The organism is Streptomyces sp. NPDC058052, from assembly GCF_042885515.1.
In the GTDB taxonomy this organism is placed as follows: Bacteria; Actinomycetota; Actinomycetes; order Streptomycetales; family Streptomycetaceae; genus Streptomyces.
In genome coordinates, this window is the sequence record NZ_JBHVRX010000034.1 from 57,574 (window position 1) to 80,117 (window position 22,544).

General features: G+C 74.5%; 24 protein-coding genes. 9 read left to right on the forward strand and 15 right to left on the reverse strand.

The window, feature by feature from the left end:
* The first annotated feature begins 20 nt into the window (after positions 1-20).
* Complete coding sequence (locus ACFVU3_RS33170; protein ID WP_390072134.1) at positions 21-1,061, forward strand: LuxR C-terminal-related transcriptional regulator; 1,041 nt, start codon at positions 21-23, stop codon at positions 1,059-1,061.
* Positions 1,062-1,110: 49 nt separating this feature from the next.
* Positions 1,111-2,163, forward strand: coding sequence for a LuxR C-terminal-related transcriptional regulator (locus tag ACFVU3_RS33175; protein WP_390072135.1), 1,053 nt, complete (start codon positions 1,111-1,113; stop codon positions 2,161-2,163).
* Positions 2,164-2,261: 98 nt separating this feature from the next.
* Here the strand turns inward: ACFVU3_RS33175 and ACFVU3_RS33180 are convergent, their stop codons facing one another.
* The 6 genes from ACFVU3_RS33180 to asnB all read right to left on the reverse strand — a co-directional run bounded on the left by ACFVU3_RS33180 (position 2,262) and on the right by asnB (position 9,312).
* Positions 2,262-2,465, reverse strand: a complete 204-nt coding sequence (locus ACFVU3_RS33180) for a hypothetical protein (RefSeq protein WP_390072137.1) — start codon at positions 2,463-2,465, stop codon at positions 2,262-2,264.
* A 227-nt stretch (positions 2,466-2,692) separates the two neighbouring features.
* Positions 2,693-4,069: a D-inositol-3-phosphate glycosyltransferase gene (gene mshA / locus ACFVU3_RS33185; protein ID WP_390072139.1), complete on the reverse strand. Its 1,377-nt coding sequence runs from the start codon at positions 4,067-4,069 to the stop codon at positions 2,693-2,695.
* A gap of 133 nt (positions 4,070-4,202) precedes the next feature.
* Positions 4,203-5,768, reverse strand: coding sequence for a class I tRNA ligase family protein (locus tag ACFVU3_RS33190; RefSeq protein WP_390072141.1), 1,566 nt, complete (start codon positions 5,766-5,768; stop codon positions 4,203-4,205).
* A 35-nt stretch (positions 5,769-5,803) separates the two neighbouring features.
* Complete coding sequence (locus tag ACFVU3_RS33195) at positions 5,804-6,550, reverse strand: SDR family oxidoreductase (protein WP_390072143.1); 747 nt, start codon at positions 6,548-6,550, stop codon at positions 5,804-5,806.
* Between the two features lie 97 nt (positions 6,551-6,647).
* The gene (locus tag ACFVU3_RS33200) at positions 6,648-7,517 is read right to left on the reverse strand and encodes a hypothetical protein (RefSeq protein WP_390072145.1); all 870 of its coding nucleotides are present in this window, start codon (positions 7,515-7,517) and stop codon (positions 6,648-6,650) included.
* Positions 7,504-9,312, reverse strand: a complete 1,809-nt coding sequence (gene asnB, locus ACFVU3_RS33205) for an asparagine synthase (glutamine-hydrolyzing) (protein ID WP_390072147.1) — start codon at positions 9,310-9,312, stop codon at positions 7,504-7,506. Before asnB ends, ACFVU3_RS33200 begins: the two co-directional genes overlap by 14 nt.
* 184 nt (positions 9,313-9,496) lie before the next feature.
* On the opposite strand from asnB, the gene ACFVU3_RS33210 reads away from it, so the two are divergent.
* Positions 9,497-10,240, forward strand: a complete 744-nt coding sequence (locus ACFVU3_RS33210) for a PIG-L deacetylase family protein (protein WP_390072148.1) — start codon at positions 9,497-9,499, stop codon at positions 10,238-10,240.
* A 50-nt stretch (positions 10,241-10,290) separates the two neighbouring features.
* Here the strand turns inward: ACFVU3_RS33210 and ACFVU3_RS33215 are convergent, their stop codons facing one another.
* Positions 10,291-10,911: a histidine phosphatase family protein gene (locus tag ACFVU3_RS33215; RefSeq protein ID WP_390072150.1), complete on the reverse strand. Its 621-nt coding sequence runs from the start codon at positions 10,909-10,911 to the stop codon at positions 10,291-10,293.
* 231 nt (positions 10,912-11,142) lie between these two features.
* Between ACFVU3_RS33215 and ACFVU3_RS33220 the strand changes: the two genes are divergently transcribed.
* From ACFVU3_RS33220 to ACFVU3_RS33245, 6 genes are all read left to right on the forward strand, one after another.
* Positions 11,143-12,381: a serine hydrolase domain-containing protein gene (locus ACFVU3_RS33220; protein WP_390072152.1), complete on the forward strand. Its 1,239-nt coding sequence runs from the start codon at positions 11,143-11,145 to the stop codon at positions 12,379-12,381.
* A 132-nt stretch (positions 12,382-12,513) separates the two neighbouring features.
* Positions 12,514-12,678, forward strand: a complete 165-nt coding sequence (locus tag ACFVU3_RS33225; RefSeq protein WP_390072154.1) for a hypothetical protein — start codon at positions 12,514-12,516, stop codon at positions 12,676-12,678.
* A 23-nt stretch (positions 12,679-12,701) separates the two neighbouring features.
* A complete protein-coding gene (locus ACFVU3_RS33230) occupies positions 12,702-12,992 on the forward strand; it encodes a hypothetical protein (RefSeq protein ID WP_390072156.1) in 291 nt (96 codons plus the stop codon).
* Between the two features lie 324 nt (positions 12,993-13,316).
* A complete protein-coding gene (locus tag ACFVU3_RS33235) occupies positions 13,317-14,378 on the forward strand; it encodes an MFS transporter (protein WP_390072157.1) in 1,062 nt (353 codons plus the stop codon).
* A 78-nt stretch (positions 14,379-14,456) separates the two neighbouring features.
* Entirely contained in the window at positions 14,457-14,942 is a 486-nt protein-coding gene (locus ACFVU3_RS33240) for a cupin domain-containing protein (protein ID WP_390072159.1), read from the forward strand.
* Positions 14,943-15,036: 94 nt separating this feature from the next.
* Positions 15,037-15,708: a TetR/AcrR family transcriptional regulator gene (locus tag ACFVU3_RS33245; RefSeq protein WP_390072160.1), complete on the forward strand. Its 672-nt coding sequence runs from the start codon at positions 15,037-15,039 to the stop codon at positions 15,706-15,708.
* Here ACFVU3_RS33245 and ACFVU3_RS33250 read toward each other — a convergent pair.
* The 8 genes from ACFVU3_RS33250 to ACFVU3_RS33285 all read right to left on the reverse strand — a co-directional run.
* On the reverse strand, positions 15,656-16,984 hold the full coding sequence (locus ACFVU3_RS33250) for an amino acid permease (protein WP_390072161.1): 1,329 nt from the start codon (positions 16,982-16,984) through the stop codon (positions 15,656-15,658). The two genes, ACFVU3_RS33245 and ACFVU3_RS33250, sit on opposite strands and share 53 nt — an antisense overlap.
* Positions 16,985-17,132: 148 nt before the next feature.
* On the reverse strand, positions 17,133-17,744 hold the full coding sequence (locus tag ACFVU3_RS33255; protein ID WP_390072162.1) for a LysE family transporter: 612 nt from the start codon (positions 17,742-17,744) through the stop codon (positions 17,133-17,135).
* Positions 17,741-18,049, reverse strand: coding sequence for a DUF2087 domain-containing protein (locus ACFVU3_RS33260; protein ID WP_390072163.1), 309 nt, complete (start codon positions 18,047-18,049; stop codon positions 17,741-17,743). Before ACFVU3_RS33260 ends, ACFVU3_RS33255 begins: the two co-directional genes overlap by 4 nt.
* A gap of 68 nt (positions 18,050-18,117) precedes the next feature.
* Entirely contained in the window at positions 18,118-18,396 is a 279-nt protein-coding gene (locus ACFVU3_RS33265) for a hypothetical protein (RefSeq protein WP_390072164.1), read from the reverse strand.
* Between the two features lie 139 nt (positions 18,397-18,535).
* Positions 18,536-19,210 carry a maleylpyruvate isomerase family mycothiol-dependent enzyme gene (locus ACFVU3_RS33270; protein ID WP_390072166.1) on the reverse strand — a complete coding sequence of 225 codons (675 nt, stop codon included), beginning with the start codon at positions 19,208-19,210 and terminating at the stop codon, positions 18,536-18,538.
* A gap of 6 nt (positions 19,211-19,216) precedes the next feature.
* Positions 19,217-20,611 (reverse strand): adenosylhomocysteinase, encoded by a 1,395-nt coding sequence (gene ahcY / locus ACFVU3_RS33275; protein ID WP_390072168.1) that lies wholly within the window; start codon positions 20,609-20,611, stop codon positions 19,217-19,219.
* On the reverse strand, positions 20,604-21,467 hold the full coding sequence (metF, locus tag ACFVU3_RS33280; RefSeq protein ID WP_390072170.1) for a methylenetetrahydrofolate reductase [NAD(P)H]: 864 nt from the start codon (positions 21,465-21,467) through the stop codon (positions 20,604-20,606). The genes ahcY and metF overlap by 8 nt, the downstream gene beginning before the upstream one ends.
* An 8-nt stretch (positions 21,468-21,475) precedes the next feature.
* Positions 21,476-22,544, reverse strand: a 1,069-nt coding sequence (locus tag ACFVU3_RS33285) for a vitamin B12 dependent-methionine synthase activation domain-containing protein (RefSeq protein WP_390072172.1), incomplete at its 5' end; no start/stop codon positions are given.

Here is a 22,544-nt window from a genome sequence, read left to right on the forward strand (position 1 = left end):
GAGGGGAGTCTGCTGCCGCCGTGTCCAAGAACGCCGCCGGAGTACGTACAGGAGGCGAGCAGGCACTCGCCCTCTACCAGGCGCTCCGCGCCGCCCCGGGCACCCCGCTCGCCGAGGCGGCCCGCGCACTCCAGCTCACCGACGCCGAACAGCAGCGCGCCCACGCCGAGTTGACCGACCTCGGCCTGGTCGACGGCAGCACCCCCGCACCACAGGTCGTCGCCCCGGACGTGGCCCTCGTCGGGCTGCTGCGCCACGAGCGGGACCGGCTGGAGAGCCGGCTCGCCGAGACCAGCCGCGCCCACACCGCCCTGGAGGCCCTGGCCGGGACCTTCCTGCGGGCCCGCACCGAGCCGGGCTCCGAGGTCGAGGTCGAGATCGTCGGCGATCCGGAGCGGATCCGGCGCGAGCTCGACGACCTGACGAAGACGGCCCGGGAGTCCGTCCACTCCATGGCGACCGGTTCGGTCCGGCGCGAGGAGATGGCCCTCGAACTCGACCGGGACCGCGAGCGGGTGGCCCGCGGGATCCGCGTCCAGGCCATGTACAGCCACCGGGTGGGGCAGGTCCCCGAGATGGACCAGCACCTGGCCGCCCGGACGGCGCTCGGCGCGGAGATCCGGCTCTGCTCCGTCGTCCCGATGAACATGGTCCTCGCCGACGAGCGTTTCGCCCTGCTGCCGACCGACCCCCGGAACCCCGACTCCCCCGCGATCCTGGCCCGCGGACCGGGCCTGGTCCGCGTCTACCGGGCCCTGTACGCGTACTGCTGGCAGGCCGCGACCCCGTACGGGGACCAGGAGCCCGAGGGGAACGACGGCGACGGGCTGACCGAGCAGCAGCGGACCATGCTGCGGATGCTCGCCTCGGGCATCAAGGACGAGCAGGTGGCGCGGACCCTCGGGGTGTCGCTGCGGACGGTCAGCCGGCTCATCTCCGAGGTGATGCAGGAGCTGGGCGCGGCCAGCCGCTTCGAGGCGGGCGTGACGGCGGCCCGGCTGGGTCTGCTGGACGGGGAGGGCGGTCCCGAGGGCCTCGGCGCTCCGCAGATCACCGCGTAGCCTGAACGGTCCGGAGGGTCGATTCGCGACGACGAGGGGGAAGTTCGCCATGGTCACCACGGGCGGCGGCACGGAGGACGACAGCACCGGGCTGCTCGTGACGCTCTATCAGGAGCTGCGCCGTCGCGGGGTGTCGAACTACGCCGAGGTCGCCGCCGGCTTAGGGCTCACGCCGGAGGAGCACGAGCGATGTCGGGCCGAACTGCTCGCCCTCGGCCTGATCGTCCCGACCACCAGCCGGCACGCCACCGCCGCCGACCTGCGCAACGCCGACTGGCGCCCCGAGGAGGGCGCCGTCGCGTCGGTGCACCCGGAGATCGCCCTGCTGCGCATCCTGAACCGGGAGCGGTCCCGGCTCCGCGAGCACCTGGCCGAGGCGGACCAGGCGTACAGCACCCTGGAGACGCTCGCCGGGGCGTTCCTCCGGCCCGGCTCGCTCTCCGGCTCCGAGATCGCGGTCGAGGCCATCACCGACTACCGGCGGATCCAGCAGGCCCTGGAGGACATCGTCGACGTCACCCAGGAGGCGTCCTGCTCGATGTACCCCACGGGCCCGGGCCGCCAGGTCCCGGAGCGGATCTTCGAGCGGGACGCCCGCCAGCTCGCCCAGGGGATACGGCTCCGCGCCGCCTACCGCGTCCAGGACGCCCTGCGGCCGGAGGCCGCGGCGGTGATCAAGCGCCGCGCCGAACTGGGCGTCGAGGTGCGGATCGCACCCGAACTGCCCATGACGATGGTCCTGGTGGACCAGCAGTACGCACTGGTGCCGCTGCACCCGGAGGAGCCGGGCCGGGGCGCGATCCTGGCCCGCGGCCCGCTGCTCGTCGGATCCTTCCTGAGCCTGTACGAGCACTGCTGGCACACGGCCACGCCGTACGGCGACGACGTGGCGCCCGAGCGGGGCGGGGACGGCCTGTCGGACCAGCAGCGGGCGGCGCTCCAGATGCTCGCCGACGGGATGAAGGACGAGAAGATCGCCCGGAGCCTCGGGGTCTCGCTGCGCACGGTGAGCCGGATGCTCTCCGAACTCATGCAGGAATTGGGGGCGTCGAGCCGATTCGAGGCGGGGGTGCGCGCGGTGCGGCTCGGCTGGCTCGACTGAAGGCCCCGCCGGGCCGTTCACGGGAATTCCGGACGCGCGAAAGCCCCGTGATCGTGGCAGGGCGATCACGGGGCTTTCGGAATTCCCTACGGGGAAGGTCAGTCCACCGGCGGGGCGGGGGTGGCGGTGGCCGTGTTGTGCGGCCAGTCGACGGTGACGCCGGCGTGCTGGACCGGGGATTCCGGGGTGCTGTCGGGGGAGACCGCGTAGGCCGCGCCGCCGGCGACGGCCAGACACGCCGTGAGGGCGACCAGGAACTGGCGGACGGCCTTCTGCATTCCGGAGTTCTGCTCGACGGACATGATTCCTCCAGGATTCGTCATGGGCGAAGATGCTGATTCCCGTCTCCGGGGGCCCGTGCCGCCGGGTTCTCCCTGAAGACAACTCCATTCTGTCGGCGGCCCGTTGGTGAATCCACAGTTCTTCGATGCGTGGACCCGCCATGGCGTGTGTGCGTCAATCGGCCGCGGAATCAACGGAATTGACTGGTCCGTAGCGCCCCTAACCTTTGGTCGAACCAAAAGAGATGCTAGACTCGTGCTACGGCCTTCTCGTTCCTCCAGGAGAGAGGGGCCGCCGGGGCAGGGGCGTGCCGCCGCCCTTGCCCCACCCGTGACACCGCCGCCCCCGCGAGCGCGGATCCCTCCCCCGCCCCCGCGAGCGCGGACCCCCTCCCCGGCCCCGCGAGCGCGGCCTCGTAGACCTCGATCGTCCGCGCCGCGGAACCCCGCCAGCTCATCCCCCGGGCGTGCCCCGCCGCCGCCACCCCCATCGTCGCCCGCGCCCGCGGGTTCACCGCCAGCCACAGCAGCCGGCGGGCGTACTCCACCGGGTCGTGGCCCCGGACCAGCAGCCCCGTCACCCCCTCCCACACCGCCGTCGGCAGCCCGCCCACCGCCGAGGCCAGCACCGGCGTCCCGCACGCCTGCGCCTCCGCCGCCACCAGGCCGAACGACTCGCTCCGCGACGGCACCACCAGCACGTCCGCCGCCCGGAACCACTCCGCCAGCCGCTCCTGCGGCACCGGCGGACACGGCCGCAGCACGTCCGTCACGCCCAGCTCCGCCGCCAGCCGCCCCACCACGCCCTGCTCCCCCGCGCCCGAGTGCCCGCCGATCACCGGCACGAGCAGCCGCTCACGGAGCCCCGGCGCCCTCCGCAGCAGCTCCGCCACCGCCCGTACGAGCACGTCCGGCCCCTTCAGCGGCTGGATCCGCCCCGCGTACAGCGGCACGAACGCGTCCGCCGGCAGCCCGAGCCGGACCCGCGCCGCCGCCCGCCCGGCGTCCGGCCCCGGCCCGGGGGCGAAGGTCCGCAGATCCACCCCGGGCCGGACGACCTCGGTGCGGTCCGGGTCCGCCCCGTACAGGCTCCGCAGCGCCTCGGCCTCGTCCGCCGTGTTGGCGATCAGCCGGTCGGCCACCGCCGCGAGGCGCCGCTCGCCGAGGATCCGGGCCGGCGGCTCGGGAATGTCGCCCTCGCCCAGGCGGGCGTTCTTCACCAGCGCCAGGGTGTGCGCGGTGTGCACCAGCGGCGCGTCCCAGCCGAAGGCCGCGATCCGGCCGGCCTGACCGGAGAGCCAGTAGTGCGAGTGGACCAGGTCGTAGGCCCGCCCCTGCCGGGAGAGGCCGAGCGCGAAGGGCAGCACCAGGTCCGCCACCGCCTCCTTGGCCACCGCCCGGCGCGGGCCCGCCACCACCTCCCGGACCCGCACCCCGGGCGCGAGCTCGGTGGGCCGGAGCTCGCCGCCGCCCTGGCAGCGGGTGAACAGATCCACCTCCGCGCCCAGTTCGGCGAGGGCCCGGGAGAGTTCGGCCATGTAGACGTTCATGCCGCCGGCGTCCCCGGTTCCGGGCTGGTGGAGCGGGGAGGTGTGGACGCTGAGCATGGCGACGCGCAGGGACACGGGGACTCCTGAGGGGTGGGGGAGCCGCGTGCCCCCGCGCGTGGCGCGCCGGGAGCACGCGGCGGGAGGGAGGTCGGTTCGGGGATCTATCCGGTTTCTTAGTTGCTGAGAAGTGCGTGTGCGGGCCGAGGACTCAGAAGCCGAAGACCGGGCCCGACGGCGGGGCGAGCCGGGTGCCCGGCAGCGGCGGGATCAGCGCGTGCCAGTCCACCGGCCGCCCCGTCTCCACGCGCAGCGCCGCCGCCAGCCGGTCCGCGCCCTCCGGCATCACCGGCCGCGCCCACGCCGTCAGCGCCGACGCCACCGCCAACTGCGCGGCGAGCGCGGGCAGATGACGGCACGCGGTGGTGGGACGGCACCGCTCGTGCGCGTTCACGTGCCCGAAGTCGGCCGCCGAGCGGACCATCTCGTCGAGGACGGCGACCGCCCGGCGCGGGTCGAAGGCGTCGGGGCCGTACGCCTCCCGCAGGTCGTCCACCGCCCGGTGCAGCCGCCGCTCCAGGACGTCCCAGCCGGTGCCGCCGGGCAGCGCCTGCGGGGCGAGCCCGTCGCACTCCTCGCGGACCGCCGCGAAGAGCCGGGACAGCCAGCTGTTCCAGTTCTCGTCCAGTTCCCGGCGGGCCGCCGCCAGCCGGTCCCGCCGGAAGACGGTCCTGCGCCCCAGCGGACGGGCCTGGAGGACGTGCCGGCGCAGCGTGTCGGAGCCGTACTCGGTGAGCAGGTCCAGCGCCCACACGTTCCCCTCGCGCACCCCCTCCTCGATCACGAAGGACTCGTTGACGTTGAAGTCCTGCGGCAGCTTCACTCCCTGCGCGAGCAGCAGCACCGGCAGCAGCACCGCGTGGCAGAACGAGTGCCCGAAGCCGCAGAAGTGGATGGCGCGGGCCGGCAGCGGCCCCGTGGCGTCGTGGCCGAAGAGGTGCATCGCGGCCGCCTCGAAGCAGCCGTCGATCCGGTGCTCGGGGAAGCCCTCCACCGGCACCTCGAGACCCCACTCCGCCGGGTGCCCGACCGCGATGTCCGGCAGCCCGTCCTCCACCAGCGACTCGCACAGCGCGGCGAGCCGGGGCGGCAGTCCGGCCGCCGCCCAGTAGTCGGCGAGGGTCTCCCGGAACGGCTCCAGCGGGATGTACAGCCGGCGGCAGCGGCGGGCCACCGCCGGGGTGTCGCAGACCGCGCAGCGCGCCCCGATGAGGTCGCCGCCGTCGTTGGGCCGGGCGCACTCGTGGCACATCCCGCCGTCGCTCGCCGCCCCGCAGTGCGGGCAGGAGCCGGTGGCGTGCGCCCCGTAGAGCCACCGCTCGCACGGCTCGCAGTACGGCAGGAGACGGGTCCGCGGGGCGATGACGCCCTCCGCGTACAGCTTCGCGAAGAGGTCCCGCACCCAGCGCCCGTACCCCTTGTCGCGGCGGGGCCGCACGATGTGGTCGAACTCGACGCCGGACCGCAGCCAGTCGGCGGTGATCGCGGCCCGGTACCCCTCCGCCACCTCCTCCGGCTTGCGGCCGAGCTGCCGCGCCCGGACCTCGACGGAGCTCGCGTGGTCGGCGGTGCCGGTGGTGAACCGGACCGGCTCACCCTCGGCCCGCAGGAATCTGGTCAGGACGTCGGCGGCCACGTACGGCCCCGCGAGGTGGCCGATGTGGAGTTCGCCGTGGGTGGCGGGCGGGGTCGCGGTGATCCAGACGGGGGTGCTCATGGAAGCCTCCTGAGCGTCGGCACGAAGGGGGTGGTTCAGCGGGGCTCGAAGTGGAAGGAGCGGATGAAGCAGTCGCGGGGCTGCTCGACGGCGTAGACGATGCACTCGAAGAGCGCCTGGGTGGTGAGCTTGTCGTCGTCGACGGCACCGCCCGGCCGGGTGCCGTCCCACTCCGCGAAGCGCGGGTCGGCGGTCGAGAAGTCGGGCGGGAAGAGCGAGAAGACCCGCACGCCGGACGGCCGCAGCCGGCGGGCCAGGATGTCCGCGAAGCCGGCCTGCGCGCTCTTCGCCGCCCAGAACGCCTCGTGCGCCCCGCCGGCGGCGGTCGCGGAGGCGCCCTCGGCGTCCCGCACGGCCACCATGTTCACGATGTCGGGCCGCAGCGAGCCGCGCAGCAGCGGCAGGAAGTGCTTGACCATGAGGACGGTGCCGCCGGCCGTGGACTCGATGGTCTCCACGATCTCGGCGTCGCTCGCCGCCTCCAGGTCCATGCCGTCCAGCCAGCGGGCGCCGTTGTTCACCAACAGGTCGACGCGGTCGGTGTGTTCGCCGACCCGGGCCGCGAACTCCCGGATCTCCGCGGGCCTGCTGAGGTCGCAGCCGAAGGCGTGGATGCGGTCACGGGCCGAGCCCATCACCTCGGTGCGGGTCCGCTCCGCCGCCTCCACCGTCCGCGCCGACACATAGACCTCGGCCCCGAGATGGGCGAATCCGACGGCGAGCGCGCGGCCGAAGGAGCGGGACGCGCCGGTCACGACGACACGCAGATTCTCGAATTTCATGTGCGCCTGGTCTCCCCACGGATACGGCTTCCACTGGCCGGTCCGCTTCAGCGTGGCAGAGGGAAGGGGCTCCGGACCTGGGGAAAGGGCTGCGCGTTCACGCCGTTGCGTGGATGCGCCACGGCAGCGGACGGGCCCCCAGCACCGACGCCCGCTTGTGGTGCACGCTGACCCGGTCGGGGCCGGCGGAGACGGTGACGGTGCCGCCCGGCGTCCGCACGGGCCGGTCCGCCGGGGGCACCACGGTGCCCTCCAGCGCCCCCGCCGCCGCCAGCGCCGCCGCGCCCGTCAGCGCCAGCCGCGGATGCCAGCCGCCGACGGTGAGCGCGCGGACCGAGAGCCCGTGGGGGGTGCGCTCGACGGCCGCGATCTTCGGCAGCGCGGAGTGCGGCGGATGTCCGAGCAGCCGGGCGGCCTCGGCGCGGAGCTCCCGCAGATGCGCCTCGGCGGGCGCGCGGACGTGCCGGGCGTCGACGAAGACGTAGGGGTTCCCGTACGAGACGAGGCTGACCGGCACCCCGAGCAGCCGGTCCCGGGGGCGGCCGGTCGGGAGCGTGCCCGGCGCGTCCGGGGGCCGCAGGAAGTGCAGCGTGTACGCCCCCGGCCGCCGGCGCTCCGGCTCGCACAGGACGGTGTCGCCGGTGGTGACCGCGCGGACGGTCACCGGCCCGGACCGTCCCTCCGCGACGACGCAGGCGAGCAGGGAGTGCCCGCACCCGGCCCGGAAGTCGAACCCGCCGCCGGGCAGGCGCTGCACGAACCGGTAGCGCAGACCGCCGCCGCCGTCGTCCCCGTAGAGCGCGATCTTCCTCTGCGCGGCGGGAAGTTGCGCCAGCTCGCGCCCGAGTCCCAGCAGGCCGCCGGGCACCTGGTCCACCCGCACCACCAGCGTCGCCCCGGGCGCGTCGTGGGCCCGCACGACGAGCCCGGCGCCGCCGCCCCCGGCGGGGCGGTCAGGCAGCGGCACAGTCCGCCGGGACCCGCATCGCGCGGACGACGTCGGTCCACAGTTCGTGGACGGCGAGGGCCCACAGCGCCTGCGCGTCCGTGCGGTTGGGGTGGTCCAGCTGGCGGGCGAGGAGGCGGGCGACGCGGTCGGCGCGGACCTTGCCGCCGAGGACCAGGCGAGCCGGGGAGAGCAGTTCGCGGACCGTGTCGAGGAGCGGGCCGCCGGGGGCGATCATCGCCTCGACGGGGAGGGTGAAGGGCTGCTTGGGGCGGCGCAGGACGGGCGCGGGGAGCAGTTCGGCGCCCGCCTCGTACAGCGCCCGCTTGCCCGTGCGGGCGGCGGCCGGCAGGGAGCGGGCGTGGGTGACGACCGCCGGCTGGCAGAAGGGGAGGCGGGTCTCGACGGCCCAGGCCATCGCGAGGTGGTCGACGCGGCGCAGGTGGTAGGCGGGCAGCCGCCACCGCGTCTCCAGGGCGGTCGTCGCGGTGACCCGGTCCGCGCCGACGGCCTCGGCCGAGCGCAGCTCCTGCTCGACGCGGTCGGCGGCGGAGCCCGTGTCGGCGATGTACGCGCGGTACTGGGCGGTGTAGAGGTGCTCGCGGAGGAGCCGGGGGGCGGCGGAGAGCGCGTCGGTGTAGGCGGCGGCCCAGTCGGCGCCGGGCGGGGCGGCGAGGGCCGCGGCCATCCGGTCGTATCCGCCGAAGAGTTCGTCCGCCCCGTCGCCGGTGAGCGCGACGGTGAAGCCGCTCTGCCGGACGGCGCGGAAGAGGGCGTAGGTGGAGAGGGTGATGGGGTCGGCGTTGGGCTGGCCGAGGTGGCGGACGGTCCGGGTGAGGAGCGAGGGGAGCTCGTCGGGGTCGAGGGCGATCTCGTGGTGGACCGTGCGGGCACGGCGGGCGACGGAGCGGGCGTGGGCGGCCTCGGAGCCGGGCCAGCTGCCCCGGTAGGTGAGGTGGAAGGTGTGGAGCGGGGGCGCGTCGGCCTCGCGGGCGTGCTCGGCGGCGAGGGCGGTGACCAGCCCCGAGTCGAGTCCGCCGCTGGTGACGGCGCAGACCGGGACGTCGGCGTCGGCGAGCCGCCGCACCTCGCGGCGCAGCACGTCCTGGGTGTCGCCGACGGGGGTGGCCCGGTGGGGTCCGCGGCGGCGCACGACGGGGGCGGCGCCGGGGCGGACGACGGCGGTGGCGCCGGGCGGGAGGACGCTGATGCCGTCGAGGGCGGTGCCGGTGGTGAAGGAGGTGCGGGTGGCGAGGACGGTGTCGAGGGAGTCCTCGCGGGGGGAGAACCGCACGCCTCCGAAGGCGAGGAGGGCGGGGATCTCGGAGGCGAAGCGGGTGGAGCCGTCCCCGGGGTCGTGGTGGACGTGGAGCGGCTTCATGCCCAGGTCGTCGACGGCGAGGACGAGCTGGGGGCGTCCCGGCCGCAGGTCGAGGACGGCGACGGCGAACATGCCGTCGAGGTGCTCGGCGAAGGCGGGCCCGTACTCGGCGTAGAGCGCGGGCAGGACGGTGCCGTCGCAGCGGTCGGGGAAGCGGTGGCCGCGGGCGGCGAGGGCGCGGCGGAGCTCGGCGTGGTTGTAGATCTCGCCGTTGAGGACGGCGAGGATCCCGGGGAGGTGCGGGAGCCGGTACGGCTGCCGACCGCCGCGCGGGTCGGTGACGGCGAGCCGGTCGCAGCCGAGGGACCAGCCGGGGCCGCTGAGCACCCGGTGTTCGTCGGGGCCGCCGTGGCGCTGGCGGGCCGAGGCCGATGCGAGCGCGGCCGGGTCGGGGCGGGCCGCCCCGGCGGCGAAGGAGCCGAGAATCCTGCACATGCCGGTCGCCTCCGTGTCGTCCGAAGTCACTGCGTGCGGTGGGTGGTGCGCGAGGACGGCGGCTCTTCCTTCCACCCTCAATGATTTGAATCTACCAAGTTTTTGAATGGCGCGTAAGTGCCATGTCCAGTTCACGCCACGGGTCGGCCTTGCGACGCCCCCGCACCGCCAACAGGCTGGAGCCATGGAGGACTTCGCGACCGACCACCCGACCGTCCGCGGCGCGCCGGAATCACTGCTGGTGGTGGCCGCGCACCCGGACGACATCGAGTTCTGCGTCAGCGGCACCGTCATGCAGTGGGTCGAACGCGGAACCCGCGTCACCTACTGCATCGTCACCGACGGCGGCGCCGGCGGATACGACCCGCTGCTCCCCCGCCAGGCCATGGCGGACCTGCGCCGCGCCGAACAGGTCCACTCGGCCAAGCTGAGCGGCGTCGCCGACGTCCGCTTCCTCGGCTACCCCGACAGCTTCGTCGAACCCGGCGTCGCCCTGCGGCGCGACCTGTGCCGGGTCATCAGGGAGGTGCGGCCGCAGCGGGCCATCATCCCGTCCCCCGAGATCAACTGGGCCCGGGTCGCCGACCTCCACCCCGACCACCGGGCCGTCGGCGACGCCTGCCTCCGCGCGATCTACCCCGAGGCGCGGAACCCCTTCGCGCACCCCACGCTCCTCAAGGAGGAGGGCCTGGAGCCCTGGATCGTCCACGAGCTGTGGCTCATGACCGGCCCGACGCCGAACCAGTACGTCGACGTCACGCCCGTCTTCGACCGCAAGGTCGAGGCGCTGCGGATCCACACGTCGCAGACGGCCCACTTCGACGACCTGGCGGGCCTGTTGCGCCGGTGGCTCTCCGAGCACGCCGACGCGGCGGGCCTCCCCCCGGGCCGCATGGCCGAAGCCTTCCAGACCGTCCACATCGACTGACCCCGCGCGGGCCCGGCGCGCCGTGCCGCCGCGCCCCGCGCGCGGGCGGGTCAGACCGGGAGCGGGGTGGGGTGGCCGGTCCAGCGGAGCGGGGCCGGGAGGTGGGTGGTGTCGTTGAAGAGGAGGAGCGACGGGGGGCGGCCGGGCGCGTAACAGACCACCGTCAGCGCCGCGTTCGCGTGGTTGATGCCCATCCACCGCCACGCCGGCGCGCCCAGCGCCGCCCGCACGATCCACCCGACGAGGAAGTTGTGCGTGACGACGAGCTCGTGGACGGGCTCGCCGCCGGCGACGGGCCCGGTGAAGCGCGCGACCGCCTCCGCCGCCCGTTCCGCGCCCGTCCGCTCCTCCTCCGGGAACTGGTCCAGGAAGCCGAGCATCCTGTCGGCCGTCTCCTCCGGCAGCTCCTCGCGGGCGGGCCGGTACGGGACGTAGTCGCCCGCGGCGTCGGAGACGCGGACCGGAACACCGTCCAGCCGCTCGCCGATCAGCCGCGCGGTCTCCTCGGCCCGGGCGAGCGGCCCGTGGTGGACGGCGGTCAGCGGCGCGTCCCGCAGCCGCTCCCCGAGCAGCTCCGCCTGCCGGCGGCCCGTCTCCGTCAGCCCGCTCTCGTCGGGTGTGGCCTCGCCGTGGCGGGTGAGGTAGAGGTAGCGCGCTGCGGTGCTGGTCATGGTCGGCACCTTCTCCGTTCCGTGGCCCGCGGAGCCGTTCTCGCGGACCCCCTGGGGGACGTCACCGGACCCGGCGCCGGTTGCGGGCCGCGCGGACCCGGGGCCCCGCCGTCCGGAGGCCGTACGGGTGGACTCGCCCCGGCTCGCGCGGGAAGGCGCGCCGCGCGGGCGCCCGCCGGTGCTGATCTGGCAGCGCCCGTCACCTCCCCCACCCCGAGAAGGCGCTCCCCCATGCGACGACGCGTTCCCCGCCGCCGGCTCCTCGCCACCGCCGTGCTCCTCGCCGCGGCCGCTCTGGCCCCCGCCGCCCTTCCGGCGACGGCGGCCCCCGTGCCCGTGCCCGACCCCGCGGCCGTGTCCGCGCCCGCGTCCGCCCGGCACGGCGGCGAGCGCTGTCCGGAGGGCGACGCCCTCCCGGCCGCGACCACCGCCCGGCTCGACTCGACCGTCGAGCGGGTCCGCCGGCAGGCCGGGATCCCCGGGCTGGTCGTCGGGATCTGGATGCCGGGCAAGGGGTGCTACGTCCGGGCCACCGGCGTCGCGGACAAGCGGACCGGAGAGCCGATGTCCGCCGACGGCTACATCCGGATCGGCAGCGAGACGAAGACGTTCACCGTCACGGCGCTGCTCCGGCTCGTCGACGAGGGCAAGGTCGGCCTGGACGACCCCGTCGACGACTACGTGCGAGGCGTCCCGAACGGCCGGAACATCACCCTGCGGCACCTCGCCGAGATGCGCAGCGGCCTCTTCCCGTACACGTCGGACCCCGGCTTCGTCCACGACCTGCTGAGCGCGCCCAAGCGCCCGTTCAACCCGTGGGAGGTGCTCTCGTACGGCTACCGCCACGCCAACACGTCCGCGCCCGACACCACCTTCCAGTACTCGAACACCAACCTCGTCCTGCTCGGCCTGGTCGTCGAGAAGGTCACCGGCCGCCCGCTCGCGGAGGTCCTCCACGAGGACGTCGTGCGCCCGGCCGGGCTGCGCCACACCTTCCTCCCGAAGGGCGCCGAGTTCCCGCGGCCGCACGCCCGCGGCTACACCGACCAGACGCTGACCGGCGCCGTCGCCGACGCCACGAACTGGAACCCCAGCTGGGCGTGGTCGGCCGGCGCGATGATCTCGGACCTCGACGACCTGCGCCGCTGGGCGCCCGTCCTCGCCAAGGGGAAGCTCCTCAGCCCCGCGACGCAGGCGCAGCGCATGAAGACCCTCCCGACCGGCTTCCCCGGCACCTCGTACGGCCTCGGCATCCTCGACACCAACGGCTGGATCGGCCACAACGGCTCGCTGCCCGGGTACGAGACGGTCACCGTGTACCTCCCGTCGCAGAAGGCCACCCTCGTCCTGATGCTCACCACGGACTCGCTCAGCGGCGGCCAGGAGCCGTCCACCCTGGTCGCCCGCGCGGTCACCGGGATCATCACCCCGCAGAACGTGTACGCGAGCTCGGTCACCCCGCGCGGCTGACCCCCGCGGCCCCGGTCCGCCGCCCGCCGGGGGCCCGGTACGGCCCGCCGTGAAGGCCCGCCGTGAAGGGCCGCCGTGAAGGGCCGCCGAGGGAACCGGTTCCTCCGGCGGCCCCCCGGGTACGGGCCGTACATGTCAAAGGGCTGGGGATGGTGGCTCCTCGCGGGATTCGCCGTGTGGACGTTCTTCGCGCTGCAGTGGACCGACCTCGGGTGCGACTACCCGGAGGCGTACCTCGCGGTGCTCAGGTTCGGCGACCCGGAGGGGCTGGAACTGATGCTGGCCTGCGCCGGATAGGGATCCGTGCCTACGATCGGGGCATGAGCGCTGACGGCTGCCGCTGGTCCCTCGCCTCCCGGAACTCGTTCCTGTCGATCGGGTCGGTCGGCTCGACGCTGTCGATCGGCTCGGTGGGATCGTTCCTGTCCATCGGCTCGGTCGGCTCGGCGGCGTCCGTCCTCTCCGTCGGCTCCTGGGCCAGCCTCGGCTCCCTGCTCTCGGCGGAGTCCCGCTGGTCGGCGCTGTCCTGGCGCTCCCGGTGCGGAGTGATGGCCGCCGGCGCCGCCCTCACCACCACCGCCGCGGCGCTCGCCTGCGCGCGCCGTCGCTGACGGGTGGCGCCCTGACAGCGCCGCCGCGACCCCTGCGGCCTTCCGCGACCTTCCTCACCCCTCTGCGGCCCTCTGCTGCCTTCCGCGGCCCTCTGTGTGGCCCTCTGCGACCTTCCGCGGCCCTCTGCGACGCCTCGACGGGGAACGTAAACCGAACGGTTCAGGGTGTCAACCGAACAGTTCAGTATTGACAGTGAACCGAACGGTGTAGTTCGCTCGCCGCATGACGACAGCAGCCCCCACTCACGACCTGCCCTCCGTGGACCCGTTCCTGATGGTCGACCAGGCCGGCCGGAGGGGCCGGATACCCGCGGGCGGCGCGTCGTGACCGCCGGCGCGGCGACGGCCACCCCGGCCGAGGCGCCCGGACGCGGCCGGGGGTGGGCGCTCGTCGCCCTCGCCGCGCCCGCCGCGGCCGGGGTGTCCGGGCCCGCGCTCGTCGTGCCCGAGGCCGCGGCCTCGCTCGGGGTGTCCACCGCCACCGCGACCTGGCTCCTGACGGTCTTCGGCATCGGCATGGCCGCCGGTACGCCGCTGCTCACCGCCGCCGGACGCCGGAGCGGGCCGGGCGGCACGCTGCGGGCGGCGGCGGGGCTCGTCGCCGCCGGAGCGCTGCTCGTCCTCCTCGTCCCCGGCTTCACCGCCGCCCTGGCCGGACGGGCGCTGCTCGCGGCCGGCGCGGCCGGATTCAACGTGGCGGCCTTCCAGCTCGCCTCCCGCGACCCGGGCGGCCGCTCCGCCGGGCTCGTCGCGATCGGCAGCGCGGCGGGCGGGACGGCGGGGCTCTTCGGCGGCGCGGCGATCGCCGCCGCGGCCGACTGGCGGGGCGCGCTCGTCCTGCCCCTGCTCAGCCTGGTGATGCTCGGCGCGGTGCGGCCGGCGCTCGCGGCGGGGGCGCGCACGCCGGGCACGGCGGTGCCCGCGGGGGCGCTGCCGGCCGTGCTGCGGTCCCGCGCCTTCCTCTCCGCCGCGACCCTCATGCTCCTGCTCTCCACCGTCAACTTCGGCCTCATGTACGCCGGTCCCCTGCGGGCCGGCCAGCTGGCCGGGTGGGGGTCCGTGCGGACCGGGGCGTTCGCCGCCCTCGCCTCGCTGGCGGGCGCGCTGCTGTCCTGGGGGCTCGTCCGGGCCCGGGTCCGGTGGTGGGTGCTCGCCGGCGGAGGCGTCCTCGCCCTCGCGCTCGCCGCGGGCGGGCCCTGGGCCTGGGCCGTCCTGCTCGGGACCGGGGTGAGCTCGCTCGTCACGGCCGGCGGCCAGGGGCTGCTCACCGGCGCCTCGGCGGAGGGCCTGCCCCAGGAGCTGCACGACACCGCCGTCGGCCTGTTCAACTTCGCGTTCCTCGTGGGTGTGGCCGCCGGCCCGGCGCTCGCCTCCTCACTCCTCTAGGCCGTCCCCTCCCCCACCCTTCCCTCTGCCCCTTCTCTCCTTCTCTCCTTACTCCTTCCGACACCCTCTGGAGCCGTCATGTCCTACCCCGACCCCCGCTACCTCGGCGACCAGGGCGAGATCAGCGCCCGGTTCCGGCCCGCCGACGCCCCGGCGGACTTCGTCGCCACGGGCGCCGCGCCCGCCGCGTACCACTACCTCTCCACCACCCTCTCGACCCAGGGCGAGTACGGGCTCTACCGGGTGGACATGGGCCCCGAGTCGGCCGGGCCCGGCACCCACTTCCACAAGGCGATGTCCGAGGCGTTCTTCGTGCTCTCCGGGACGATCCGGCTCTTCGACGGGGAGCGGTGGGTGGACGCCCGCTCCGGCGACCACCTCTACGTCCCCGTCGGCGGGCTGCACGCCTTCCGGAACGAGTCCGGCGAGCCGGCGTCGATGCTCATGCTGTTCGCGCCGGGCGCGCCCCGGGAGGAGTACTTCGAGCGGATGGGCGAACTGGCCGGGCTGAGCGCCGAGGAGCGGGCCGCGTTCCAGGTGAGGCACGACAGCTTCTTCGTCTGAGCCTGCCGGCGGGCCGGAACCCCTTCCTTTACAGACCGAACCGTTCAGTTCATATACTGGACTCCCCCCTCCCCTACCCCGAGGACGTACCACCATGGCCGCCAGCAAGGACGTCCTCGACGAGTACGGGATCCCGGTCATCCCGGACCCCGCCGACGCGGCCTCCCGGAAGCGGCAGGCGATCATCGACGCGGCGCTGACGGAGTTCCTGGCGGAGGGGTACTCGGCGGCGTCGATGGACGCGATCACCGCCCGGTCCGGGGTGTCGAAGGCGACGATCTACAAGCACTTCGGCAGCAAGGAGCGGCTGTTCCTGGCCGTCATCGGCGGAGTGCTGCCGAAGACGTACGCCGATCTGGAGCCGGCCAACTCGACCATCGCCGCCGCCCCCGACCTGCGGTCCGCGCTGGTGCGGCTGACCACGGACTGGGCGCGGATCCTGCTGCGGCCGGACATCATGTCGCTGCGGCGGCTCGTGATCGGCGAGATCGACCGCTTCCCGCAGCTGGGGCAGCTCTGGTACCGGGTCAGCTACGACATGAACAACGGGCCGCTCGTCGAGGCGTTCACCGAGCTCGGCAAGCGGGGCGCCCTCGACGTGCCGGACCCGAAGCTGGCGGTGCAGCAGCTGGTCGCGGCGACGGTCGGGGTGCCGCAGCTCGTGCGGACCTTCTCGCCCGAGGCGGAGATCGAGGAGGCCGAGCTGGAGCGGATCATCGGCTCGGGAGTGGACCTGTTCCTGGCGCGGTACGCCACCGGCGCCTGACCGCCGCCCAGCCGAGCAGCACCGCCGCCCAGGCGCCGGTGGTGAGCAGCTGGGTCCGGCTCGCGGGGTCGCCCAGCATGAAGAGGAGGACGGCCCCGATGCCGGCCAGCGCGGTGAGCGAGGCGGCGGAGGGGCCGCGCAGGCGCAGGTGGGAGCCGGCGATCAGGGCCCAGACGATCAGGATGGCCGCGCCGATCGAGTTCAGCAGGAACGGGAAGACCGTGCGCGGCCACAGCAGGCTCAGCACGACGGAGACGAAGCCGAAGGCGGCCGACGCGAGGACGGCGGCGTACGGGACGCCGGCCCGGACCCGGCCGAGGGCGGGCGGCGCGTCGCCGCGGTCGACCAGGGCGTACAGCATCCGCGAGGAGCCGTAGATGTTGGCGTTCATCGCGGAGAGCAGGGCGATCAGCACGACCGCGCTCATCACGCCGGCGGCGCCGGGGACGCCGATCCGTTCCATGACGGCGGTGTACGGGCCTTCGGCCACGCCCGGCGCGTCCCAGGGGACGAGGGCCACGATGACGGCCATCGAGCCGAGGTAGCAGACGGCGACCCGCCACATCACGGCGCGGACGCCGGAGCGGACCGCGCGGGCCGGGTCCTCGCACTCGGCGGCGGCGATGGTGACGGTCTCCAGGCCGCCGAAGGCGAAGACGGCGGCGACCATGCCGGCGGCGACGCCGTGCCAGCCGTGCGGCAGGAAGCCGCCGTCCCCGGTGAGGTGGGCCGCGCCCGGTGACGCGAAGCCGCCGACGAGACCCGCGAGGGCGGCGCCGCCGAGGAGCAGGAAGCCGGCGATGGCGGCGATCTTCAGGCCGGCGAACCAGAACTCCAGCTCGCCGAAGCGGCGTACGGCCGTCAGGTTGGTGGCGGTGAAGGCGGTCACGAAGACCGCCACCCACGCCCACGGCGGCACCGCCGGGACCCAGCCGTGCGCGATCCGGGCCGCCCCGATCGCCTCGGCGGCGACACTGACGACGAGCAGGGCCCAGTACATCCAGCCGGCGAGCAGACCGGCCCAGCCGCCGAAGGCCCGGCGCGCGTGCTCGGCGAACGAGCCGGTCACCGGGCGCTCGGCCGACAGGTCGCCGAGCATCCGCATCACCAGCACGGTGAGCGCCCCCGCGAGGACGTAGGCGACGAGGATGCCCGGCCCGGCGGCCGCGATCCCCACCCCCGACCCCACGAACAGCCCGGCGCCGATGGCCCCGCCGAGCGCGATCATCGCCAGGTGCCTCCGGCGCAGCCCGCGCGTCAGTACCCGTCCCGTCATGTCTCTCCCCCGATCTCCAGGACGATCAGCGGGGATCGTCACCCGTACGGGGGTCCTCGGGCAATCCGGGACCGGCCAGCGGGACGCGCGGGGCGGCCCGCCCGTGTCCGGCCCCCCTTCGTCCGGTGGGCGGGAAGGGGGGCCGCGGTCACACCACGAGACCCACCGCGAGGACCGCGATCAGGGCGCTCGACACCAGACCCGTGAGGAGCCGGGCGCGGGCGCCCGTCAGGGCGTGGCCGAGGAGGGTGCCGGTGGAGGCGAGCAGCAGCTGCCAGCTCGCCGAGGCGGCGAAGGCCGCGGTGACGAACACGGCCACCTCGGCCGGGCCCGTCGTGGCGTGGCCGCCGAGGACGAGGGCCGTGAAGTAGAGGACCGTCATCGGGTTCAGGATCGTGATGCCGAGGAAGGTCCAGAAGGCGCGGTGCGGGGCCGTCACCGCCCGGTCCCGCGCGGGGGTCCCGGCGCGGTGGGCGCGGAGCGCGGTGCGGGCCGAGGCCGCCGCGAGCACCAGCAGGACGATCACGGACGCCCAGCGCAGCGGCGTCGCCACCGGTGCGAGGAGCGGGACCAGGGCGGTTCCGCCGGCGACCGCGACCAGCGCGTACACCCCGTCCGCCGCCGCGATGCCGAGCGCCGCGCCCGCTCCCGTACGCCACGGGCTGCGGGCCGCGACCGCCACCAAGTGCGCGCCGACGGCGCCCACCGGGATCGCGATGCCGTAGCCGGCCAGCAGGCCGGCCACCACCGCGGCCGTCACGCGACGGCGGGGTTCGCACCTCCGGGGACCGGGGACGTCTGCTGTCGGTGGTAGGCCGCGCCGTCCTTGGTGCGGGCGAGCAGGCCGCCGACGACGAGGTGGCGGCGGAGGGCCGGGTAGTCCTCGTGGACCGTCTTCAGGGCCTCGTTGACCTCGGCCTCGCGGTAGACCCGGCCGTACGCGAAGAGGGTCTCGGCGAGGTGGGCGAGGAGCGCCGCACGGCGGGCCGGGCGGCGCGGGATCGCGATCAGGCGCCCGTCGGCGGAGAACAGGTCCGCGACGGGCCGTGGGGTGGCATGGCTCATGAGGGGAAGCGTGGCGGCCACGCCCCCGCCCCGCAAAGGGTTTTCGGCCCGGCGGGGTTGGCCCCGGATCAGCGGACCATGACGTTCACCGCCTCCTGGAAGGTCGGCAGGATCGGCGGCAGGCCCTGCTCCTGGAAGATCGGCCGGGCCTTCACCGCGAAGGCGAGGAAGTCCTCCTCCGAGTCCCAGAAGTCCACCACCCGCCAGCCGCCGGACCCGTCCGGTCCCGCCGCGTGGGCGAGGAAGCCCTGCGGGGGCCACCACTCGGCCTTCTTGAGCCGTTCCGTGGTGGACTCGTACTGCTCCTGGGTGCCGCCGGGGATCTCGACGGTGACGATGACGGCCATGCTGCTGCTCCCGTGGGTGCGGGGGTGGGGTCACGCACCAGCACACCCCCGCCTCCGGTGCCCCGCACGACGGCGGGGCCCGAACGGGCGAGGACCGGCCCGGCGGGATCCGGGAGGGACGGCCCAGGACCGGGGGTCCTCACCGGTAGATCAGCAGTTCCTGCTCGGTGGCGCCGGTGAGGGCGTAGCGGGTGCGGACCAGGGGGCGGCCCGCGTAGATGCGGATGAGGGTGGCCGCGTCGCCGTCGAAGACGGCGGGCGGACGGCCCTCGACCTCGTTGCCGAGGGCCACCTCGCCGGCGTGGTCGGCGAGCCGGCCGACCAGACGCGGGGTCTCCCGTCTCCGGCTGGTGACGGAGAGCAGCGGGAGGGCGAGGGCGAGGGCGTCGCCGCAGTACGCGCCGGGTGCGCCGAACGCCTCCCGGACGTCGCCGGCGTGCACCCACTCCCCGAGGGCGACCGCGTCGAGCCGCCCGTCCTCGTGTCCGGCGATCACCGGGCCCGCCTCGGTGAGGCCGCGTTCCAGCTCGTCGAGGACGCGGCCGAGCGGCCAGTCCTCGCGCTCGGCGACGTCGCAGGCGTTGGCCTCGGGGAGGAACACGCCCTCTTCGAGCCGGCCCTCCACGATCCGGACCAGCGCCGCCCCGCAGTGCGCGAGGACCTGGCGGGCGGTCCAGCCGGGGCAGGCGGTGCGGAGCTCGTACGCCTCCTCGGGGGTGCGGCGCAGCAGCGGCATGAGCAGGTCCCGCTCGGTGGTGAGGAGCCGGCCGGGCAGCCAGGGGTCGCGGACGGCGGGCAGACAGTCGGTACACATGCGGGCTCAGTAGCGGTAGTGGTCGGGCTTGTACGGGCCGTCGACGGGGACGCCGAGGTAGGCGGCCTGGTCGTCGCTGAGGACGGTCAGCCGCACGCCGAGCGAGTCGAGGTGGAGGCGGGCCACCTTCTCGTCCAGGTGTTTGGGGAGCGTGTACACGCCGACGGGGTAGGCGTCGGGCCTCGTGTAGAGCTCGATCTGGGCCAGGGTCTGGTCGGCGAAGGAGTTCGACATCACGAAGGACGGGTGGCCGGTGGCGTTGCCCAGGTTCAGCAGGCGGCCCTCGGAGAGGACGATGACGACCTTGCCGTCGGGGAAGGTCCAGGTGTGGACCTGCGGCTTGACCTCGTCCTTGACGATGCCGGGGACGGCGGCGAGGCCGGCCATGTCGATCTCGTTGTCGAAGTGGCCGATGTTGCCGACGATCGCCTGGTGCTTCATGCGGGCGATGTCGGACGCCATGATGATGTCCTTGTTGCCCGTCGTGGTGATGAAGATGTCCGCCGTCTCCACCACGTCGTCCAGCGTCGCCACCTGGTAGCCGTCCATCGCCGCCTGGAGCGCGCAGATCGGGTCGATCTCGGTGACGATGACGCGGGCGCCCTGGCCGCGCAGCGACTCCGCCGAGCCCTTGCCGACGTCGCCGTAGCCGCAGACGACGGCCGTCTTGCCGCCGATGAGGACGTCGGTGGCGCGGTTGATGCCGTCGATCAGGGAGTGGCGGCAGCCGTACTTGTTGTCGAACTTCGACTTCGTCACGGCGTCGTTCACATTGATCGCCGGGAAGAGGAGGGCGCCGTCGCGGTGCATCTCGTAGAGGCGGTGGACGCCGGTGGTGGTCTCCTCGGTGACGCCCCGGACGCCGGCGGCGAGCGCGGGCCAGTCGAGGGGGCAGTTCTCCAGGAGGGCGCGGACGACGGCGAGTTCCTCGTTGGCGGCCTCCGGCAGCACGCCGGTCTTCCGGTACTCCACACCCTTGTGGACGAGGAGGGTGGCGTCGCCGCCGTCGTCGAGGATCATGTTCGGGCCGTCGCCGCCGGGCCAGGTCAGCGCCTGCTCGGTGCACCACCAGTACTCCTCCAGCGTCTCGCCCTTCCAGGCGAAGACGGGGATGCCGGCGGCGGCGATCGCGGCGGCCGCGTGGTCCTGGGTGGAGTAGATGTTGCAGGACACCCAGCGGACCTCGGCGCCCAGCGCGACGAGCGTCTCGATGAGGACGGCGGTCTGCACGGTCATGTGGAGGGAGCCGGTGATGCGGGCGCCGGCCAGCGGCCGCGCCCCGGCGTACTCGCGGCGGATCGCCATCAGGCCGGGCATCTCGTGCTCGGCGAGGGTGATCTCCTTCCGGCCGAAGGCGGCCAGGGACAGGTCGGCGACCTTGAAGTCGGTGAAGTCAGACATGGACAACGCTCCTTGCGCTGAGGATGGTGCGGTGGATTTCCAGGGCGGCCGTCGACTTGTTGAGGGTGATGTAGTGCAGGCCGGGCGCGCCCTCGTCGAGGAGGCGCAGCCCCATGCCGGCCGCGTGCTCGACGCCGACGCGGTGGGCGCGCGCCGGATCGTCCCTGGCGGCCTCCAGACGGTGGGCCAGGTCCTCGGGGAAGGCGGCGGCCGAGAGTTCGGCGAAGCGGCGGATCTGGCGGACGTCGGTGGCGGGCATGATCTCCGGGATGATCGGGGTGTCGCAGCCGGCGGCGGCGACCCGGTCGCGCAGCCGCAGGTAGTCCTCGGGGTCGAAGAACATCTGCGTGAGGGCGTAGTCGGCACCGGCCCGGCACTTGGCGACGAAGTGGGCGAGGTCGCTCTCCGGCGACGCCGAGCGCGGGTGCCCCTCGGGGAAGGCGGCGACGCCGATCCTGAAGTCGCCCAGGGAACGGACGAGTTCGACGAGTTCGTACGCGTACCGGTAGCCGTCCGGGTGCGGGGTCCAGGGGCCGCGCGGATCGCCCGGCGGGTCGCCGCGCAGCACGAGCACGTCCCGGACGCCCGCGTCGGCGTAGGCGCCGATGATCGTGCGCAGTTCGGCGACCGAGTGGCCGACGGCGGTGAGGTGGGCGACCGGCCGGAGGGTGGTCTCGGTGACGATCCGCTTCGTGACCTCGACGGTCCGGTCGCGGGAGGAGCCGCCGGCGCCGTACGTGACCGACACGAAGTCCGGCTTCAGCGCCTCCACGCGCCGGATCGCGTCCCAGAGGGTCCGCTCGCCCCGGTCGGTCCTGGGCGGGAAGAACTCGAAGGAGAACGTGGGGTCCGTCATGGCGGTGTTCACAGGCGTCGGCCTCCCGCGTTGAAGTAGCTCGCCTCCGGGTGGTGGACGACGAGGGCGTCCGTGGACTGCTCGGGGTGGAGCTGGTACTCCTCCGACAGCTCGACGCCGATCCGCTCCGGCCGCAGCAGGGCGGCGATCTTGGCCCGGTCCTCCAGGTCGGGACAGGCCGGGTAGCCGAGGGAGTAGCGGCAGCCCTGGTACTCGGTGCGGAGCATGCCCTCCAGGCCGGCCGGGTCGGCGGCGCCGATGCCCCACTCGGCCCGTACGCGCGCGTGCCAGTACTCGGCGAGGGCCTCGGCCAGCTGCACGGAGAGGCCGTGGAGTTCGAGGTAGTCGCGGTAGGCGCCGTCGGCGAAGAGCCGGGCGGTCTCCTCGCCGATCTTCGAGCCGACGGTGACGACCTGGAGGGCGACGGTGTCGATCTCGCCGGAGTCCTCGGCGCGGTGGAAGTCGGCGAGACAGAGGCGGCGGCCCCGCTGCTGGCGGGGGAAGGTGAAGCGGGTCCGCTCGCCTCCGTCCTCGTCCAGGACGATCAGGTCGTCGCCCTTGGAGACGCACGGGAACCAGCCGTACACGACGGCCGCCTCCACCAGGTCCTCGCGCGCGACCCGGTCGAGGAGGGCGCGCAGCCGGGGCCTGCCCTCCGTCGCGATCGTCCCGGAGTCCTTGAGCCCCCACTGGCCCTTGAAGAGCGCCGTCTCGTCGAGCCAGGGGGCGTACGCGGCCAGGGGGATGCCGGTGACGACCTTCGTCCCGAGGAAGGGCGGTTCGGGCACGGGGTGGTCGGCGGCGACGTCGGAGCGCCCGGCCGGCTCGGGCTCCCGCACCTCCAGCGGGGTCTCCCGTCTCGGTACCCGGCGCTGCTTCAGGGCGGGGAGCACGGCTCCGGGGACGCCGCGTTTCACCGCCATCAGGGCGTCCATGAGCCGCAGGCCCTCGAAGGCGTCGCGGGCGTAGCGGACCTCTCCCCGGTAGATCTCGTGGAGGTCCTGTTCGACGTAGGCGCGGGTGAGGGCGGCGCCGCCGAGGATCACGGGGTACTTGGCGGCGAGGTCGCGCTGGTTC